We start from the raw sequence: 16,984 nt of genomic DNA on the forward strand, positions 1-16,984 counted from the left end.
AGCGCCCACACTTATCGGCTGTTACTTTTTAAAGAACTCGTTCCGCCGTCGCTCGCTTTCGCTTCGCAACTCGCCGACAAATCGTTTTGTTCGTCAGCAGCAGAGAAATGAGATTATGAAGCACTTTTCACTTTGCGTCAAGCTCTGATTTACATGAACTTGTTCGCCTAACCGCTTCTTTTTGCTCGACTTTTCCCGTCTCGCACACCGCCGACAAATCGTTTTGTTCGTCAGCGGCAAAGAGGTGAGATTATGCTTCGTTTTTCAGGTTCGGTCAATTGCTTAACTTCGGAGCCTGAAATTTACACTGCTAAAGCCACTTTCCACTCTCCCGTTGTCCTGCACTTTGCAGATTCCTCATAGAGGTTTTCCGCATAGGTTTTTCAACGGGAGGCGAACTATATCAAAGGTTTCGGAAGCTTGGCAAGCGCTTCTCAATAAACGCCTTCATGCCTTCTTTTTGGTCTTCGGTGGCGAAGGTGCTGTGGAAAAGGCGGCGCTCAAACTGCACACCGTCTGTCAGCGTCGTTTCATATGCGCGATTGATGGATTCTTTGATCATCATGACTATCGGGAGCGACATCCCGGCGATCGTGGCCGCTGCGGCAAGCGCCTCATCCATCAGTTTTTCTGCCGGAACGATACGAGATACCAGCCCCGCGCGCTCAGCTTCGGCTGCATCCATCATGCGAGCGGTGAGACACATGTCCATAGCCTTCGATTTGGAAACTGCGCGCGGAAGGCGTTGCGTGCCACCAGCGCCCGGTATCGTCCCGAGCTTTATTTCGGGCTGACCGAATTTGGCTGTGTCGGCTGCAATAATGAAGTCGCACATCATTGCCAGCTCGCATCCGCCGCCAAGAGCATAACCGGCAACGGCGGCTATGACTGGCTTGCGTACACGCCGAATCTGCTCCCAGTTGCGAGTAATGTAGTCCCCCTTATACGCGTCCATAAAGGAGTAGTTAGCCATGGCGCCGATGTCTGCGCCCGCCGCAAATGCTTTTTCGCTTCCGGTAATGACGATACAGCCGATGTTTTCATCAGCGTCAAAGGTCAGTAGCGCATTACCAAGCTCATTCATCACCTTGTCGTTAAGCGCATTCAAGGCTTTCGGCCGGTTTAACCGGATCACTCCAACTTTTTCGCGGGATTCCACGATGATGTTTTCATAAGTCATATACAGGGCTCCTGACAAAAATGGACCGCGCAATTGTACTCTTGACCAGCCGGGCGGCTACGACGAAACGCTCGACGGCCGTATGTGCTTGACGCATGTCAAAGCCGCCCTGCCTTGAACACGTAGGATCAGTCGAATTAGATGGCGCAGTGGTAAATGTATCCACGTCAAACCGGTAGCAGCGGGCGCCGCGCTCAGCCGAGACGGGAGTTTTGCAATGACACAAATGGATTTTAGCGCGACTGGGAATACGTCAGAACCGCGGAGCGGTCAAGGAGTATCGAGCGGCTTTCAGTTCGAGTCATTTCGGAACGTGCGCGTCCAAACGCCTCATTTCGCGGACGCCAGTTTCCTCCGTCCGGACGATCTTATTTCAGCGAAGCCTGCGACTTGGGGAACTGAGACGGCGTCCGGTGTGCAGGCGATGGACAGGCTTCATTATGATGTGTTTCAGGCCATGGACGAATTATCGCGCAGCACCGATCAAGAGTTTGATGGGGCATATCGTGTTTTTGTGCGGCGACTTGAGCAGGCATTTCGCCAGGAAGAGTGCTGGATGGAGGAAATTGATTTTCCGGCATCGAACGTACATCAAGAACAGCATGCACGTGTGTTGGGTGCGCTACACAATATTCATTCACGCGTAATGGCTGGAGATGTTCAGTCGGGTCGCGAGGTAGCCGATCACCTCTTGCCCCAATGGTTCGCGCTTCATCTGTCGACGCAGGACATGATCTTGGCAGTCGCCATGCAGACGATGCAGGCAGAGTCGGCAGCACAGGCTCCTTCCCAACTGCTGGCAGGGGCCTTCACACCTCTATAGCCTGGACATGTCGGGAACGCCAAACTCACACGAACTATCTGGCGCAGGTCGACCACGGGAATCGACAAGTATCAGCGTGGAGATCCTTCGCGATTTTCCGTGAGTTGCCTGGAGATGTCCGGCTTCTCACCGAGTTTCGGCAACAAAACCCACATCATCCCGCGTTGCTTCATCTTCCCGGCGTTTTCCGCTGCACCAGGGCCGAAGCCCCAAAAGTAGTCTGCGCGTATTGCGCTTCTTATTGCTCCGCCGGTATCCTGTGCCAGCATGAGTCGCTGAAGCGGCGCGTCCTTGCCGGGCTGCGTCGTCGCAAGAAAGACAGGAACGCCCAGCGGTATGAATTGCGGGTCGACGGCGATTGAGCGCTGCGGCGTCAGAGGCACGCCCAATGCGCCTTTGGGTCCCTTGCTCGGATCTGCCAATTTTTCTTCCCTGAAAAAAACGTAGCTTGGATTCGCGTTCAACAGTTCCTGCTGGCGCGCGGGATTGGCGGCGAACCAGGCCCTGATGTTCTGAGCAGATGCCTGATCGAGCGTCATCTCTCCCTTATCAACCAGATACCGCCCGATGGATTTGTACGGGTAGCCATTTTGGTCGGCGAAAGCCACGCGCACCGTCTCTTTCGTGTCCGCCAATTGGACGCGCCCGGAGCCTTGGACCTGCAGGAAAAAGGCTTCAATCGGATCGTCGACCCACAATAGCTCTTTGCCTGCGAGAAACTTGGATTGCGTCATTTCGGCGCGCGAAAGGTAGGGCAAGACCTTGTTGCCGACTAGTCGCCCCCGTAAGCGCATGTGCTTAAGCTCAGGATAAACGCTACCGAGATCGATTGTGAGCAGATCATCAGGTGTGCGGTACAACGGCACCTGATAGGGGCCACCGCGCCTGCGTGCGCCGCGCAAAAGCGGCTCATAGTAGCCGGTCACCAGTCCAGTGTCCGTGCCGTCCGCGTTGATGACCTGATAAGGAATGAAAAACGCCTCAAAGAAGGTACGCGCCGCCTTCTCGCTGTTGGCATCGACGTCGCGAGCAATGGCACAAGGCTCTTTCCAATTTGGCTTCTTGATTAGGACTTCGCAAGAGCTTAGAAATGCCGGAATTGCTTCACGCAAATCGTCTCTGTCCCACCCTGGGAGCGCTGCAAAGCTCGTTGGCCTGAGCATTTCCTTCGGGCCTTCGACTGGCTTTGGCGTCGCAACGGGCGGCTTGGTTACCTGGACAGTTGTGCACGCGGAGAGGACGACGAGCACTACCGATACGAGTACACTTGGACGGATCACTGACATTGGAGATGGCAAGAAGACTATGTGGCTGATAATACTTGAAGCGGGGATTGCCCTGTTTTTGCTGGTGTTTATCGTATGGTGGACGATGTTTTCCGGAAAAAAACCGGATCAAGCAACGCCGCGAGAATCGCAACCGCAAAAGGACGACTCACAACATTAATTCAATGCAAGGTGCGTGGCAACGACAGAATGAACTCAGGGATCTTCGCCTCGAATTGCTCACCATCTTCGGCCACGCAAAAATAAGTCCCGACCATTGAACCCTGTGGCGTGGCGAGTGCAGTGCCGCTCGTGTATTCGAATTGCTCGCCGGGTTGCAAAAGGGGCTGATGGCCGACGACGCCGAGTCCTCGCACCTCTTCTATCCGATTGTTGCCGTCGACGATGATCCAGTGGCGCGAAATCAACTGCGCGGCCACATCGCCGGTGTTCTTGACCGTAATCGTGTACGCGAAGACATAGTTGGAGCGGTCGGGATCCGACTGCTCGGCGAGATATTGCGTCTTGACGACGACCGTAAATTCATAGGATGCCATGGTATTCCTTGTTTTTCTTTTCACTGAATCGGTGGGCTGGCTCATTGCACACGAATTCCGGCGCCATTGCAAGACTGTGCGCAGATCGAAAGGGTAAAATACCGGATCCTTATTCATATTGCTCGTCATGCCTACCTATCGCATCGCCCCCAGCATTCTTTCCGCCGATTTCGCCCGCCTGGGTGAAGAAGTTCGCAACGTTGTAGCCGCCGGCGCGGACATTATTCATTTCGACGTCATGGACAACCACTACGTTCCAAATCTGACTGTCGGACCGCTGGTTTGCGACGCGATTCGCCCGCATGTGCAGGTGCCGATCGACGTGCACCTAATGATCAAGCCGGTCGACCGCATCATTCCCGATTTTGCCAAGGCGGGCGCAAACATCATCACCTTCCACCCGGAGACATCGGATCATATCGACCGTTCGCTGCAACTGATTCGCGATAGCGGCTGCAAGGCCGGGCTGGTGTTCAATCCCGCGACCCCGCTGCACTATCTCGATCACGTGATGGACAAGCTCGATATCATTCTGATCATGTCGGTCAATCCGGGATTCGGCGGCCAATCGTTCATTCCCGGTGCACTGAAGAAAATCGCCGCAGTACGTCATCGCATTGACGAATCGGGCCGCGACATCATGCTGGAAGTCGATGGCGGCATCAAGGTCGAGAACATTGCCGAGGCGGCTCGCGCTGGCGCGGACACCTTCGTGGCAGGCTCCGCGATCTTCGGCAAGCCGGATTACAAGGCGGTGATCGACGCCATGCGCAGCCAACTGGCGCAAGTATGAAGGCAGCGGAAGCTCTCGTGCTGACCGACATACGCGCCGCCATTATCGACCTGGACGGAACCATGGTGCATACGGCGCCGGATTTTCATGTGGCGATCAACCGCATGCGCGCCGAGCTGGGCCTCGATCCGTTGGGCATCGAGACGATCACGCACTTCGTCGGCAAAGGGACCGAAAACCTGATGCGGCGCGTGCTCGGCGTCGACTACGACGACCAGGGCGTCGAACAGCATTTTGCGCGCGCGCTGGCATCCTATCAAAAGCACTACCTGGCGATCAACGGCATGTATTCGAGCGTTTATCCCGGCGTGCGCGAAGGTCTGGAGACCCTGCGAGCCAAAGGGCTGCGGCTGGCGTGCGTAACCAACAAGCCCATCGATTTCGCCGAGCCGCTGCTCGAAAAAACCGGCCTGCGCCGGTATTTCGATATCGTCTATGGCGGCGATTCCTTGCCGAAGAAGAAACCGGATCCGTATCCCCTGCTGAAAGTCTGCGAGGATTTCAAGGTGCGCCCAGCGCAGGCGCTTGCGATCGGCGACTCGTCAAACGATGCCCAGGCGGCGCGCGCCGCGGGGTGTCGGGTCCTGAATGTGCCGTACGGGTACAACCATGGGGAATCTATACACAACGTCGATTCGGATGGTATAGTTTCGACGCTGCTCGACGCAGCGCATCTTATTTCCGCATAACCGAAACCACATGTTTCTCGACAAAAAACGTGACGTGACATCGCTGGGCTTGTATGAGGCCTGGCTGTGGCGACGCTGGCAATCCTGGGCTGAATAACCCACCATTGCCGCTGACCGCTATTATTCGGTTGGCAACGTTTTTTGACATCCCCTGCTATTGCCCGCTCGTTCTACAATAGCGCCCGGAGAGAAACATGACTGAACTCGAATTCAAATCGCTGGCCACGCAAGGCTATAACCGCATTCCACTGATCACCGAGGCTTTCGCCGACCTGGAAACCCCCCTCACGCTGTACCTGAAGCTGGCGCAGACCCAGAACGCGGGCAAGAATACCTTTCTTCTCGAATCCGTCGTGGGAGGCGAACGCTTCGGACGCTATTCGTTTATCGGCCTGCCGGCAACGACGCTCATGCGCAGCTACGGGACCAGGACCGAAGTGGTCATGAACGGCGCCGTGGTGGAAACGCACGAAGGCAATCCGCTCGAATTCATTACCGAATTCCAGGCGCGCTACAAGGCGGCGATCCGCCCCGGCATGCCGCGCTTCTGCGGTGGACTGGCAGGATATTTCGGTTACGACGCGGTGCGACATATCGAGAAGCGCCTTGCGCACACCACGCCGAAAGATGATCTGGGCCTGCCCGATATCCAGTTGCTGGTGACCGAAGAACTGGCGGTGATCGATAATCTTTCGGGCAAGCTCTACCTGATCGTCTATGCCGATCCGACTCAGCCCGAGGCGTATTCACGAGCACGGCAACGCCTGAAGGATTTGCGCGCCATGTTGCGTCGCGTGGTCGACGTGCCGGTGACATCGGCATCGGTGCGCACGGATACGGTGCGCGATTTCGGCAAGGCCGATTATCTGAAAGCGGTCGAGCGTGCCAAGGAATACATCATGGCCGGCGATCTGATGCAGGTGCAGGTCGGCCAGCGCCTGAGGAAGTCATATGTCGACTCGCCGCTGTCCTTGTATCGCGCATTGCGTTCGCTGAATCCATCGCCCTATATGTATTTCTACAATTTCGGCGATATGCAGATCGTCGGCGCTTCGCCAGAGATCCTGGTCCGCAACGAGCAAACCCCTGACGGCCAGAAGAAAGTGACTATCCGTCCGCTGGCCGGCACGCGCCCGCGCGGCACGACGCCGGAGAAGGATACGCAACTGGCGAAGGAATTGCTGGCCGATCCGAAGGAAATCGCCGAACACGTCATGCTGATCGATCTCGCCCGCAACGACATCGGTCGCATCGCGGAGATCGGCAGCGTGAAAGTCACCGACAAGCTGGTAATCGAAAAATATTCCCACGTGCAACACATCGTGTCGAACGTGGAAGGCACGCTCAAGCCGGGCCTCTCGAACCTGGATGTCCTGAAAGCGACCTTCCCCGCCGGCACGCTGTCGGGCGCACCGAAGGTCCGCGCGATGGAGATCATTGATGAACTGGAGCCGACCAAACGCGGTATCTATGGCGGCGCGTGCGGCTATCTGTCGTTCGGCGGAGAAATGGATCTGGCCATTGCGATTCGCACCGGCGTGATCAAGGATGGCACGCTGTATGTGCAGGCCGCGGCCGGCGTGGTTGCGGATTCGGTTCCCGAAATGGAATGGCAGGAAACGGAAAACAAGGCGCGCGCGGTATTGCGTGCGGCCGAGCAGGTGCAGGACGGACTGGACGGGGAGATCTGATATGTTGCTGATGATTGATAACTACGACTCCTTCACCTATAACCTGGTCCAGTATTTTGGCGAGCTCGGTGAAGATGTGCGGACCTTCCGCAATGACGAAATCACGCTGGAGCAGATCGCTGCGCTGAAGCCGGATCGCATCTGCATTTCACCCGGTCCGTGCACGCCGCATGAAGCAGGGATTTCAATCGGTGTGCTGACGGAATTTGCGGGGAAGATTCCGATCTTGGGAGTTTGTCTTGGTCACCAGAGCATCGGCGCCGCGTTCGGCGGCAAGGTGATTCGCGCCAAGCAGGTCATGCATGGCAAGACTTCACAGATTACCCATACCGACGTCGGCGTGTTCAAGGGATTGCCCAGCCCGTACACCGTCATTCGCTATCACTCGCTCGCCATCGAGCGCGAGTCGCTGCCGGATTGCCTGGAAATCACTGCGTGGACGGAGGACGGCGAAATCATGGGCGTGCGCCACAAGGAGTTCAAAGTAGAAGGCGTGCAGTTCCACCCCGAATCGATCCTGTCCGAGCATGGGCATGAACTGTTGAAGAATTTTCTGAATACCTGATACCACGGAGCCATTGCCATGCCAATCACCCCGCAGGAAGCGCTATTGCGCTGCATCGAACACCGCGAAATTTTTCACGACGAAATGCTGTCGCTGTTTCGCAAGATCATGAGCGGCGAAATATCGCCCGTGATGATCGCGGCGCTGACGATGGGTTTGCGCGTGAAGAAGGAAACCATCGGCGAGATCACCGCCGCCGCGCAAGTCATGCGCGAATTTTCCACCAAGGTCCCGACCAGGAACACCAGCAAGCTGCTGGATATCGTGGGCACGGGTGGCGATGGTGCGCATACCTTCAATATTTCAACCGCCTCGATGTTCGTCGCTGCCTCGGCCGGCGCACGCATCGCCAAGCATGGCGGCCGCAGCGTGTCATCCTCGTCAGGCAGTGCCGATGTGCTGGAGGCGCTGGGCGCCAATATCAATCTGAAGCCGGAACAGGTTGCGGAATCGATCGAAGAAACCGGTATCGGTTTCATGTTCGCGCCTAATCACCACGCTGCGATGAAACATGCGGCGCCGGTGCGCAAGGAACTCGGCGTGCGCACCATTTTCAACATCCTCGGCCCGCTCACCAATCCGGCCGGTGCGCCGAATATCCTGATGGGCGTGTTTCATCCGGATCTGGTCGGCATCCAGGTGCGGGTGTTGCAACGTCTCGGCACACAGCATGCCTTGGTGGTCTGGGGGCGCGACAACATGGATGAGGTGTCACTTGGCGCCGCGACCATGGTCGGGGAACTGATTGACGGCGAGATCCGCGAATATGAAATTCATCCGGAAGACTTCGGGCTGCAAATGGTGGCGAGCCGCAATCTGAAGGTTTCCGGCGCGGCGGAATCGAAGGAGAAAATCTTCGAGGCACTGGATAACAAACCCGGCCCGGTGCGCGACATTGTCGTGCTGAATGCGGGTACCGCACTTTATGCGGCGGGCGTGGCCACCTCGATTGCCGCTGGCCTGGACAAGGCGCGCGAAGCGATTGCCTCGGGCGCGGCGCGGGCGAAATTGAATCAATTCGTCGAGGCGACCCAACGACTCGGCGCCGCCAACTGATCGATCATGTCCGACATTCTCAACAAGATCCTTGAGGTCAAGGCCGGCGAAGTTGCCGCTGCGAAGAAACATCGCGACTTGGCCAGTTTGCGCCGCGAGGTGGAAACCAACGATGAAGCACGCCAATCGCTGCGCGGTTTCGAGGCGAGCCTACGGTCGAAAATTTCCGCCGGCCATGCGGGCGTGATTGCCGAAGTCAAGAAAGCATCTCCCTCGAAGGGCGTACTGCGTGCCGACTTCCGTCCTGCCGACATCGCGGAAACCTATGCAAAACATGGTGCCGCGTGCTTGTCGGTCCTGACCGATAAGCAATTCTTCCAGGGTTCATCCGGCTATCTGAAGCAGGCGCGCGCGGCGTGCTCGATTCCCGTGCTGCGCAAGGACTTCATGGTCGATCCGTATCAAGTGTATGAGGCGCGGTCCTGGGGTGCGGATTGCATTCTGCTGATCGTTGCTGCGCTCGACCATGGCTTGATGGCGGAACTGGAAACCTGCGCGCATGAGCTCGGCATGGGCGTGCTGGTCGAGGTGCACGATGCGGACGAACTGACTGCCGCGCTGAAACTGAAAACGCCGATGCTTGGCATCAACAATCGCAATCTGCGCACGTTCGAAACCTCACTCCAGACCACCATCGATTTGCTGCCGCGCATTCCGCCGGAAAAACTGGTTGTCACCGAGTCGGGCATCCTGAAGCCGGATGACGTGAAGCGCATGCGCGACGCCGATGTGCATGCCTTCCTGGTTGGCGAGGCATTCATGCGCGCGCCCGACCCGGGCGCGGAACTGGCGCGTCTTTTCGGCGACAGCTAGCCGGCGGATTTCGTTCCCAGCCAGGCGGCGCGCAGTCGCGCATGCGCTGCGGGTTTCGCCTGCCCCGCAAGCGTCACCTGCGGCGCATCGTCGGGGGTGAGTGTCGCATCGAACATCATCAATTCATCGCGACGGAATGCATGTAATGTCACCGCATCTCCGACCCGATAACGTGCCAGCAACGTGTCGAAATTGCTCGCTGACACACGCAATCCGTCCATCGCGATCAGAATGTCTCCGGCCGATAGCCCGGCCCGATGCGCGGCTCCGCCTTCATACACATTGGCCAGCTTGCAGTCATTGCCGTCCCGTGAAGTGCGAATGCCCAAACCCGGCTTGGCATCCTTGCGCTTATCGGACATCTCGACACCAAACGGCGCAAGCAGCTTGCCCAGCGGCAGATCGTCGATGCCCCGCACGTAGCGGTCGAAAAAGCGCTTGAGCTTCAAGCCGGCGATCTCATCGAACAGGCGTTCGACATCGTTTTCGGTCACGCCCGCACCGCCCAGGTCGCTATAGAAATCGCGCCCGTAACGCTGCCATAGCGCACGCATCACATCATCCAGCGACTTGCGCCCTTTTGTCTCTGTCCGAATTGCCAGGTCGAGCGCCAATCCGATCAGTGAACCCTTGGCGTAATAGCTGACGATCGCATTCGGTGAATTTTCATCCTGTCGGTAGTACTTGGTCCATGCATCGAAACTCGACTCGGCAACGCTCTGCTTGGTGCGACCGCTGCCGCGCAAGACACCATTGATTGTTTTACCTACCAATTTGAAATACGCAGCCTCATCGATCACGCCGCTGCGCACAAGCATCAGGTCGTCGTAGTAGCTGGTGAAGCCCTCGAACAGCCAGAGCAGTGAGGTGTAGCCTTCCGTGCGCAGGTCGTAGGGTGCGAACGCGGCGGGCTTGATGCGCTTGACATTCCAGGTGTGGAAGTACTCGTGACTGCACAACCCGAGATAGGTACGATAGCCCTCGCTCATCTCCTTCTGCCCCTTGACGGGCAGGTCATTGCGCGAGCAGATCAGCGCCGTTGACGCACGATGCTCAAGACCGCCGTAACCATCGCCCACGGCCAGCGTCAGGAAGACATAACGGTCCATCGGAGCGCGCTTGCTTTTCGGCTCGAACAATGCGATCTGCGCCTCGCAGATTTTTTTCAGGTCGGCACTCAGGCGGGCCATGTCGAGATTCGGCACGCGACCGGTGATGACGATATCGTGCGACACGCCATGCGCCTTGAAAGTCGCCAGATCGAAGGTGCCCATTTCAACCGGGTGATCGATCAGCTCATCGTAATTCGCTGCGACATAGGTACCGAAACCATAGCGCTTCGCCTTCAGCTGCGGCAAGGCAGTGGCGACACGCCAGGTCTTCAACTCCTCACCCTCGGGACGGCGGATATCGACAACGTGCGGCAGGTTTTCCTGCCCCTGCACGCTCAGGAAGACGCTGGTGCCGTTGAAGAATCCATGCGTCTGGTCCAGATGCGCGGCACGCACCGAGAGATCCCACGCATAGACTTCGTACTCGAGCGTGATCGTCCCTTTGCAGGGTGATGCCTGCCAGGTATGTTTGTCGAGCTTCTTCAGGGTGACGACCTCGCCATCGGACTGCGCGTTGATTCGCACGATATTGCGCGCGAACTCGCGAATCATGTAACTGCCAGGGATCCAGGCAGGGAGAAAGAAGATCTGTCCGTCCGGGTCGGGTTTATCGACAGTCAATGTGACTTCGAAAAGATGCGCTGCCAGGTCCTTGGGCGCGATGGTGTAGAGAACCGTGTTTTTCATTCCTGTCCTATCTTCTTTCATTGCAGCCAGCGAGATCGGCGACGGTATCGACATCCTGCATGATCCCGGCATCGTCGGTGACGACCTCGATCAGGGGTCGGGTCTTGAGAAGCTGGCGTGCGCCCTGATCGCCGCGCAAGGCCAGCAAGTCTGACAAATGTGCTCGGCCGAATGCCACGGGATTGCCGCGCTGACCGCGATACATCGGTACCGCGATGTCGGTTTCGTGCCGGATTGCTTTGCCGAGCGCTTCGATTGTTGCGGACCGTACATTGGGCATGTCCGCCAATGCAATCAACCAGCCTTGCGCGTCCGATGTCTGCACAAGCGCATGAACAAGCGATGCCGCCATGCCCTCATCGGCATGCGTGCAAACCGATACGCGGCAGCCGATCGCGCGAAGTTGCGCCGCGAGCGCGGTATGTTCCGGACGAACGACGGCAAGCACGGCCGGCAATACGGTGAGCAGATTTCTCGCCGCCGCTTCCGCTACACTCTGACCACTGGACAAGGCTTGCAGCAGCTTGTTCTGCTCTCCAGTAGGATCAAAGCGTTGGCCGCGACCGGCGGCAAGCAGAATCCCTGTCAGCCTGGTGCCGGCGCTATGCATGCGACCTCCTCAGCTGTTGACATTCACCACCAGCCGGCCGCGCACCTTGCCTTCAATGATGTCGCGCGCTTTCGACAAGGCTTCGGCCAATGTGATCTCATGCGTGATGGCATCCAGCTTGGCAGCGTCGAGGTCGGTTGCCAGCCTCTGCCACGCAGCGATCCGCCTTGCCTTGGGTGCCATGACGCTGTCGATGCCGAGCAGGCGGATACCGCGCAGGATGAATGGTGCCACGCTGCCGGGAAGATCCATGCCCTGCGCCAGCCCGCATGCGGTGACGACGCCGCCGTAACGGGTCTGCGCCAGCGCGTTGACCAGCGTATGCGATCCGACTGCATCCACCACACCGGCCCAGCGTTCCTTTTGCAAGGGCTTGCCGGCCGCTGACAGTTCGGCGCGGTCGATGACGTCGGCTGCACCGAGCGATTTGAGATAATCAGCTTCAGCGAGCTTGCCGGTAGACGCCACCACGCGATAGCCCCAGCCGGACAGGATGGCAATGGCAACGCTGCCGACGCCGCCGGAGGCGCCGGTAACCAGGATTTCACCGCTGTCCTTGCTCACACCCTGCTCTTGCAGCGCCATCGCGCTCAGCATGGCCGTATAACCCGCCGTGCCGATCGCCATCGCGGTTTTCGCGGACATGCCAGCCGGACGCGGGATCAACCACTCGCCCTTCAACCTGGCGCGCTGCGCGAGGCAGCCCATGTGCACCTCGCCCACCCCCCAACCGTTGAGCACGAAGGCATCACCTACTTTCCATTCCGGATGCGAGGACGCGATCACCTCTCCTGCGCCATCGATGCCGGGCACCATGGGCCACTTGCGCACCACCGGCGATTTGCCGGTGATTGCGAGTCCGTCCTTGTAGTTGATGGTGGAATAGTCGATACGCACCGTCACATCGCCGTCGACGGGAAGTTGCGCGTCATCGAGTTGCGTCAGCCTGGCATCTGTCGTGCCATCTTCATTCTTGTTAAGCAAAATTGCATTGAACATTGGGCGCCTCCATGAGTGGAGCTCCGATTATAGTTTGCTGCAAAAAAGCGCGTGTTGATGAAAAAAGGCGCATCTCCCGGACGGAGTGCGCCTTTTTTCGAGGCCGGGCCGATTACTTGGTGCTGGCCAGTTTGTTTTCCAGAGCGGCACGATCGATAGCGCCGGGAACCCGCGTGCCGTCAGTAAAGAAGATGGTCGGCGTGCCGGTCACCTTGAGCTTTTGGCCGAGCGCCAGGATCTTGTCGTTCGGTGCAGTGCAATTGGCCGGGGCTGCCTCGGCCGCCTTGCCTTTCAGCATCCACTCATCCCAAGCCTTCGCGCGGTCCGCGGAACACCAGATGTTACGCGACTTGACTGCCGAATCCTCGGCCAGGATGTTGTACATGAAGGTGTAGACGGTCAGATTGTCCATCTCGCTCAAGGTCTGCCGGAAGCGCTTGCAATAGCCGCAGTTCGGGTCCTCGAATACAGCGATGACCCGCTTGCCATTGCCCTTGACCGTCTTCAGCGCCGATTCGAGCGGCAGGTCGGAGAACTTGATCTTGGTAAGGTCATCGACACGCGCCTTGGTATGATCGGTGAACGTCTTGGTGTCGACAATGCGACCGATGAACAGGTACTCGCCCTTGGCATCGGTATAGAAGATATCGCTGCCGATGCGCACTTCATACAAGCCGCCATACGGCGTCTTGGTGATCGAGTCGATCTTGGCCCCGTCGCCCAGGCGCGGTTCGATCGCCTTCTTGATGGCCGTTTCCTGCGGGGTTTGTGCCAATGCCAATCCGCTCGCCAGGCTCAGCAGGCCGATCGCGGCCAGTTTGGTCAATTTCATCATGTTTTTTGTTTCATCTTTCCGTTGTGCTATGGCTTTTTCCCCATTGCATGGGAAATCAAGGCTCGTTTTAAGACCGGCAGCTTGTTGACCAAGTTCAATCCTATGTTGCGTGCAAGGCGCAGCGGGTCAAAATCGGCCGCAAACAATCGTTCCAGTCCGTCGGTCGCTGCCTGCATGAGGAAAATATCCTCCTTGCGGGCGCGCGCGTAACGTCCGAGAACGCGCTCATCGCCGCAGTCGCGATGCGATTCACGCTCGGAGACAAGCTTGACCAGCGCCGCGACATCCGCAAAGCCAAGGTTCATACCATGACCAGCCAGCGGATGCACGACGTGCGCGGCATCGCCAATCAGGGCGACGCGTGGCGCAACGATGGAATGCGGACGCAGCAGACTGAGCGGGAAAGCCTTGACCAGCTCGGGCTGCAGCGGGCGAAGCTGGCCAAGCTGGTGTTCGGACAACTGTGAGACGCGCTCCGCCAATTGCGTGAGCGGCTCGCGCAACAAGGTTTGCGCCAAGGTCTCCGGCGCCGACCAGACCAGCGAAGTGCGCTGTCCGGGCAAGGGCAAGAGCGCCACGATGCCTTCCGACGAAGTGAACCATTGATAAGCGGTGTCGTGGTGAGGCTTGTCGCATTCGAAGTTGGTGACGATGGCACGCTGTCCGTAGGACCGGTAGTCAATGCCGATATCGCACTGCGCGCGCACCCAGGATTGCGCACCGTCCGCACCCACGATCAGGGACGCCTCGATCAGGTCGCCGTTGTCGAGCTGGACGGTGGCGCCCGCCGAATCGGCGCGCAAGCGTGCAGCACGGCCGCTCACGATGCGCATATTGGGCGCGAACTTGAGCGCCGCATCGAGGGCCGAATTCACATTGCTGTCTTCGACGATCCACGCCAGCGCACCGGTACGCGCACCATAGGCATCAAAGGCGAGATTGCCCGCCTGTTCGCCATCGCCTTTGACGCTCATCGTATCGACCGGCGCCACACGCGATGCGTCGAGCGCTTGCCAAACCTTCAAGGAAGACAGCAGATCATGCGCAACGTGGTTCAAGGCATAGACGCGCACATCCCAGCCTGCCGATTGCGCCGGCGCCACTGCCGAACCGGGAGGACTCAACAAGGTGACGCTGAGTCCGGCCTGGGCAAAACCGAGGGCAGCGGCCTTCCCGACGGCGCCGTTCCCGACAACACAAATATTGCTTTGAAAATGCATGAAGCAAGTGCCTGATTGAAATAAAAAGCGAAGCGTGTAGAAGGCATTATAGCCGTTGCGGCATGATCTGCCTTGCAAAAAGCCTTGCAAATTCCAACAGTTTTGCTATACTTGCGCGCCTTGGCCTGGTAGCTCAGTTGGTAGAGCAGAGGATTGAAAATCCTTGTGTCGGTGGTTCGATTCCGCCCCGGGCCACCAGACTTGATGCGGGTTAGCGATGAATAGTTGCTAATCCGCATTTCTACAATTAAGGCGGCTTTTCTACAATTCTTGAATTTGTCGACTTCTCTCCTCCTCGAAAGCACTCAATGCGCCAGCCACCGAAAAAGGGGCTTTATACATCCACGAAGACTGCCCCTGGCAAGCAATTTGTTGTTGAAAACGTGACCGTTGTTGAGGACGAAGACGAGGGCGGCGTTTTCTTCCTGGTGGATCTCGTGGATGCTGCCGATGCGGCCGATATGTCAGCATCGGGAATGGAGCTTGATACAGATGAATGGTTCGAGATGGTTGACGAGTATGGACTGGTAGAGGGTGCAGGAAAGCCTTAATTTGCCCCCTACTCTCAATCTACTTCATTGGCTTTGTGTCACCTGCGGCCCGGCGTAATGGTCTTACCAGTTCGCCTCGCCGTTCCCGTGTATAAATTTCGGTCGTGCTGCGGTTTTTGTGGCCCAGTAATCGTTGAGCATGCGCAAGGTCTTCAGTGTCAGTAGCGGCCTTAGCGCGCAAATCCCTAAATTGAAAGCTGACTCCCGCAACCTCTCGCGCCTTGTCGAATCTCGATCGCAACGCAAAATAGGTCAGGCGCTCGCCGTTCGGGTCTTGCAATAAGGCCGGATTCAGATCGTTTCTCTGCTTGGACATGATTCGGGCCATCACATCCGCCAAATCGCCCTCAATCGCGATTCTGAGCTTCTTGCCGGTCTTATTTTGGGTAACAGCCAGCTTCCCGTCCGAAATGTCCGTAACAACGATTTTGAGCACGTCTGCGGGCCTCTGACCGGTACAAAGGGCCAAATCCATTGCGTCCTGCACGGTGGGGTGCGCGCAGGCCCACACCGCCGCATATTCATCGTCGGACACATACCGATCGCGCGGCTTTTCCTTGAAACCTTTAATGCCGCTGCAGGGGTTTGTGATGTCCGTATAACCCCAGGCTCTCGCATGGTTGAAAATCGTGCTGAAAAGGGCTCTCTCACGGTTTGCTCGCACTTTTGACCGCTCACCCCGGATACGTAGGTATTCGGCAACGTCAACCGGTCGAATGCTGTCAATTGCGACCTCTCCAAAAACAGCCTCAAGCGGAACGAGATATTGCGTGTAATCGCGTTGTGTCTGCCTTGAGAGTGTAGGCAGCACGTCCCGCATATAACGGCGAGCAACAACGGAAAATGACTTGTCCGCGGTGCCAACCGGTTCGCTTTCAAGGTCGGCCCATTTTCGCCTTGCCTCGTTCAAGTCGTCTCCCAGCGGTGTCCACTTACGCGGCAATGTGCTCGATACGTGATAGTAGCGGCCAGCCTTTACATGCATACGCGGGGGCAGATTGTGATTGTTTTGACGCTTGCGCCCCATGATTGCCTATCGTTGCACCTGTAAGATTGCTTGAAAATTCGGGCGAACCGCAGAGGAAACCGATTCAACCGCCTGCCTAGGACTAGGTGCGCCTAGGCGGGACTCGAAATAGCTGCGTGCAACCTTGGGGCGCTGCTGGGCGGTTACTTCGAATTTCCAGTTGTGGCAGCGCAGCCATTCGATTTGGCGAGAGTGATAAATGTATCCGGTCAGCTCGCGCAACTCATCAGCGGTCAGGAACATTTTTGCCTCCGCATGCAGGCCTGTTCGTCTTCCCATTGGATCATTTCATCAATCTGCGTTCGCACCGTCTCAACCTGGAACATCGCCGGTTCGATCAGGTAGTTCAAAAGATTGGCGTAACACTCAAGATTGATCGGTTGGTTGCCATAGTAAGTGGCCTGCTGGCAAATGTTGTTAAGTTCATCAATCGCGAGCATCGTTTTTTCAAGAGCGTCGACCTTTTCTTTCAGGGTGGTGAGTGGCATGGTTCGTTTCCCTTATCAATGCG

Annotated in this window: 19 protein-coding genes and 1 tRNA gene; 9 read left to right on the plus strand and 11 right to left on the minus strand. The window is 57.5% G+C overall.

The window, feature by feature from the left end; translation table 11 throughout:
* Nucleotides 1-403 precede the first annotated feature (403 nt).
* Complete coding sequence (locus VJ651_RS16475; RefSeq protein ID WP_324108493.1) at nucleotides 404-1,180, minus strand: enoyl-CoA hydratase; 777 nt, start codon at nucleotides 1,178-1,180, stop codon at nucleotides 404-406.
* A gap of 217 nt (nucleotides 1,181-1,397) precedes the next feature.
* Here VJ651_RS16475 and VJ651_RS16480 point away from each other — a divergent pair, with 217 nt between their 5' ends.
* Nucleotides 1,398-2,003, plus strand: a complete 606-nt coding sequence (locus VJ651_RS16480; protein WP_324108494.1) for a hypothetical protein — start codon at nucleotides 1,398-1,400, stop codon at nucleotides 2,001-2,003.
* 71 nt (nucleotides 2,004-2,074) lie between these two features.
* Here the strand turns inward: VJ651_RS16480 and VJ651_RS16485 are convergent, their stop codons facing one another.
* Together VJ651_RS16485 and apaG are read right to left on the minus strand one after the other, a co-directional pair.
* On the minus strand, nucleotides 2,075-3,289 hold the full coding sequence (locus tag VJ651_RS16485; RefSeq protein WP_324108495.1) for a murein transglycosylase A: 1,215 nt from the start codon (nucleotides 3,287-3,289) through the stop codon (nucleotides 2,075-2,077).
* Between the two features lie 161 nt (nucleotides 3,290-3,450).
* On the minus strand, nucleotides 3,451-3,825 hold the full coding sequence (gene apaG / locus VJ651_RS16490; protein WP_324108496.1) for a Co2+/Mg2+ efflux protein ApaG: 375 nt from the start codon (nucleotides 3,823-3,825) through the stop codon (nucleotides 3,451-3,453).
* 127 nt (nucleotides 3,826-3,952) lie between these two features.
* Here apaG and rpe point away from each other — a divergent pair, with 127 nt between their 5' ends.
* From rpe to trpC, 6 genes are all read left to right on the plus strand, one after another.
* Nucleotides 3,953-4,618, plus strand: coding sequence for a ribulose-phosphate 3-epimerase (gene rpe / locus VJ651_RS16495; protein ID WP_324108497.1), 666 nt, complete (start codon nucleotides 3,953-3,955; stop codon nucleotides 4,616-4,618).
* Entirely contained in the window at nucleotides 4,615-5,307 is a 693-nt protein-coding gene (locus VJ651_RS16500; protein WP_324108498.1) for a phosphoglycolate phosphatase, read from the plus strand. The genes rpe and VJ651_RS16500 overlap by 4 nt, the downstream gene beginning before the upstream one ends.
* A 194-nt stretch (nucleotides 5,308-5,501) precedes the next feature.
* The gene (trpE, locus tag VJ651_RS16505) at nucleotides 5,502-6,998 is read left to right on the plus strand and encodes an anthranilate synthase component I (RefSeq protein ID WP_324108499.1); all 1,497 of its coding nucleotides are present in this window, start codon (nucleotides 5,502-5,504) and stop codon (nucleotides 6,996-6,998) included.
* 1 nt (nucleotide 6,999) lies between these two features.
* A complete protein-coding gene (locus tag VJ651_RS16510; protein WP_324108500.1) occupies nucleotides 7,000-7,563 on the plus strand; it encodes an aminodeoxychorismate/anthranilate synthase component II in 564 nt (187 codons plus the stop codon).
* Between the two features lie 18 nt (nucleotides 7,564-7,581).
* Nucleotides 7,582-8,619, plus strand: coding sequence for an anthranilate phosphoribosyltransferase (gene trpD / locus VJ651_RS16515; protein WP_324108501.1), 1,038 nt, complete (start codon nucleotides 7,582-7,584; stop codon nucleotides 8,617-8,619).
* Nucleotides 8,620-8,625: 6 nt separating this feature from the next.
* Complete coding sequence (gene trpC / locus VJ651_RS16520) at nucleotides 8,626-9,432, plus strand: indole-3-glycerol phosphate synthase TrpC (RefSeq protein WP_324108502.1); 807 nt, start codon at nucleotides 8,626-8,628, stop codon at nucleotides 9,430-9,432.
* Here the strand turns inward: trpC and VJ651_RS16525 are convergent.
* From VJ651_RS16525 to VJ651_RS16545, 5 genes are all read right to left on the minus strand, one after another.
* Entirely contained in the window at nucleotides 9,429-11,231 is a 1,803-nt protein-coding gene (locus tag VJ651_RS16525) for a M61 family metallopeptidase (protein WP_324108503.1), read from the minus strand. The two genes, trpC and VJ651_RS16525, sit on opposite strands and share 4 nt — an antisense overlap.
* Nucleotides 11,232-11,238: 7 nt before the next feature.
* Nucleotides 11,239-11,841 (minus strand): nucleotidyltransferase family protein, encoded by a 603-nt coding sequence (locus VJ651_RS16530; RefSeq protein ID WP_324108504.1) that lies wholly within the window; start codon nucleotides 11,839-11,841, stop codon nucleotides 11,239-11,241.
* A 9-nt stretch (nucleotides 11,842-11,850) separates the two neighbouring features.
* Nucleotides 11,851-12,840, minus strand: coding sequence for an MDR family oxidoreductase (locus VJ651_RS16535; protein WP_324108505.1), 990 nt, complete (start codon nucleotides 12,838-12,840; stop codon nucleotides 11,851-11,853).
* A gap of 112 nt (nucleotides 12,841-12,952) precedes the next feature.
* The gene (locus tag VJ651_RS16540; protein WP_324108618.1) at nucleotides 12,953-13,672 is read right to left on the minus strand and encodes a DsbC family protein; all 720 of its coding nucleotides are present in this window, start codon (nucleotides 13,670-13,672) and stop codon (nucleotides 12,953-12,955) included.
* A gap of 29 nt (nucleotides 13,673-13,701) precedes the next feature.
* A complete protein-coding gene (locus tag VJ651_RS16545; protein WP_324108506.1) occupies nucleotides 13,702-14,895 on the minus strand; it encodes a UbiH/UbiF family hydroxylase in 1,194 nt (397 codons plus the stop codon).
* 122 nt (nucleotides 14,896-15,017) lie between these two features.
* Between VJ651_RS16545 and VJ651_RS16550 the strand changes: the two genes are divergently transcribed.
* Nucleotides 15,018-15,093, plus strand: a tRNA-Phe gene (locus tag VJ651_RS16550).
* A 110-nt stretch (nucleotides 15,094-15,203) separates the two neighbouring features.
* Nucleotides 15,204-15,446: a hypothetical protein gene (locus VJ651_RS16555; protein WP_324108507.1), complete on the plus strand. Its 243-nt coding sequence runs from the start codon at nucleotides 15,204-15,206 to the stop codon at nucleotides 15,444-15,446.
* A gap of 19 nt (nucleotides 15,447-15,465) precedes the next feature.
* Here VJ651_RS16555 and VJ651_RS16560 read toward each other — a convergent pair whose 3' ends face one another.
* The 3 genes from VJ651_RS16560 to VJ651_RS16570 are packed head-to-tail and all read right to left on the minus strand — an operon-like array spanning nucleotide 15,466 to nucleotide 16,961.
* The gene (locus tag VJ651_RS16560) at nucleotides 15,466-16,473 is read right to left on the minus strand and encodes a tyrosine-type recombinase/integrase (protein ID WP_324108508.1); all 1,008 of its coding nucleotides are present in this window, start codon (nucleotides 16,471-16,473) and stop codon (nucleotides 15,466-15,468) included.
* A 6-nt stretch (nucleotides 16,474-16,479) separates the two neighbouring features.
* Complete coding sequence (locus VJ651_RS16565) at nucleotides 16,480-16,716, minus strand: DUF4224 domain-containing protein (protein WP_324108509.1); 237 nt, start codon at nucleotides 16,714-16,716, stop codon at nucleotides 16,480-16,482.
* On the minus strand, nucleotides 16,707-16,961 hold the full coding sequence (locus VJ651_RS16570; protein WP_324108510.1) for a hypothetical protein: 255 nt from the start codon (nucleotides 16,959-16,961) through the stop codon (nucleotides 16,707-16,709). The genes VJ651_RS16565 and VJ651_RS16570 overlap by 10 nt, the downstream gene beginning before the upstream one ends.
* Nucleotides 16,962-16,984: the final 23 nt, after the last annotated feature.

Source organism: Noviherbaspirillum sp. (genome assembly GCF_035254865.1).
Taxonomy (GTDB): Bacteria; Pseudomonadota; Gammaproteobacteria; order Burkholderiales; family Burkholderiaceae_D; genus Noviherbaspirillum.

Coding starts and splice junctions, on each gene's coding strand:
- VJ651_RS16475 (WP_324108493.1), bottom strand. CDS start 1,180: ATGACTTATGAAAACATCATCGTGGAATCCCGCGAAAAAGTTGGAGTG.
- VJ651_RS16480 (WP_324108494.1), top strand. CDS start 1,398: ATGACACAAATGGATTTTAGCGCGACTGGGAATACGTCAGAACCGCGG.
- VJ651_RS16485 (WP_324108495.1), bottom strand. CDS start 3,289: ATGTCAGTGATCCGTCCAAGTGTACTCGTATCGGTAGTGCTCGTCGTC.
- apaG (WP_324108496.1), bottom strand. CDS start 3,825: ATGGCATCCTATGAATTTACGGTCGTCGTCAAGACGCAATATCTCGCC.
- rpe (WP_324108497.1), top strand. CDS start 3,953: ATGCCTACCTATCGCATCGCCCCCAGCATTCTTTCCGCCGATTTCGCC.
- VJ651_RS16500 (WP_324108498.1), top strand. CDS start 4,615: ATGAAGGCAGCGGAAGCTCTCGTGCTGACCGACATACGCGCCGCCATT.
- trpE (WP_324108499.1), top strand. CDS start 5,502: ATGACTGAACTCGAATTCAAATCGCTGGCCACGCAAGGCTATAACCGC.
- VJ651_RS16510 (WP_324108500.1), top strand. CDS start 7,000: ATGTTGCTGATGATTGATAACTACGACTCCTTCACCTATAACCTGGTC.
- trpD (WP_324108501.1), top strand. CDS start 7,582: ATGCCAATCACCCCGCAGGAAGCGCTATTGCGCTGCATCGAACACCGC.
- trpC (WP_324108502.1), top strand. CDS start 8,626: ATGTCCGACATTCTCAACAAGATCCTTGAGGTCAAGGCCGGCGAAGTT.
- VJ651_RS16525 (WP_324108503.1), bottom strand. CDS start 11,231: ATGAAAAACACGGTTCTCTACACCATCGCGCCCAAGGACCTGGCAGCG.
- VJ651_RS16530 (WP_324108504.1), bottom strand. CDS start 11,841: ATGCATAGCGCCGGCACCAGGCTGACAGGGATTCTGCTTGCCGCCGGT.
- VJ651_RS16535 (WP_324108505.1), bottom strand. CDS start 12,840: ATGTTCAATGCAATTTTGCTTAACAAGAATGAAGATGGCACGACAGAT.
- VJ651_RS16540 (WP_324108618.1), bottom strand. CDS start 13,672: ATGAAATTGACCAAACTGGCCGCGATCGGCCTGCTGAGCCTGGCGAGC.
- VJ651_RS16545 (WP_324108506.1), bottom strand. CDS start 14,895: ATGCATTTTCAAAGCAATATTTGTGTTGTCGGGAACGGCGCCGTCGGG.
- VJ651_RS16555 (WP_324108507.1), top strand. CDS start 15,204: ATGCGCCAGCCACCGAAAAAGGGGCTTTATACATCCACGAAGACTGCC.
- VJ651_RS16560 (WP_324108508.1), bottom strand. CDS start 16,473: ATGGGGCGCAAGCGTCAAAACAATCACAATCTGCCCCCGCGTATGCAT.
- VJ651_RS16565 (WP_324108509.1), bottom strand. CDS start 16,716: ATGTTCCTGACCGCTGATGAGTTGCGCGAGCTGACCGGATACATTTAT.
- VJ651_RS16570 (WP_324108510.1), bottom strand. CDS start 16,961: ATGCCACTCACCACCCTGAAAGAAAAGGTCGACGCTCTTGAAAAAACG.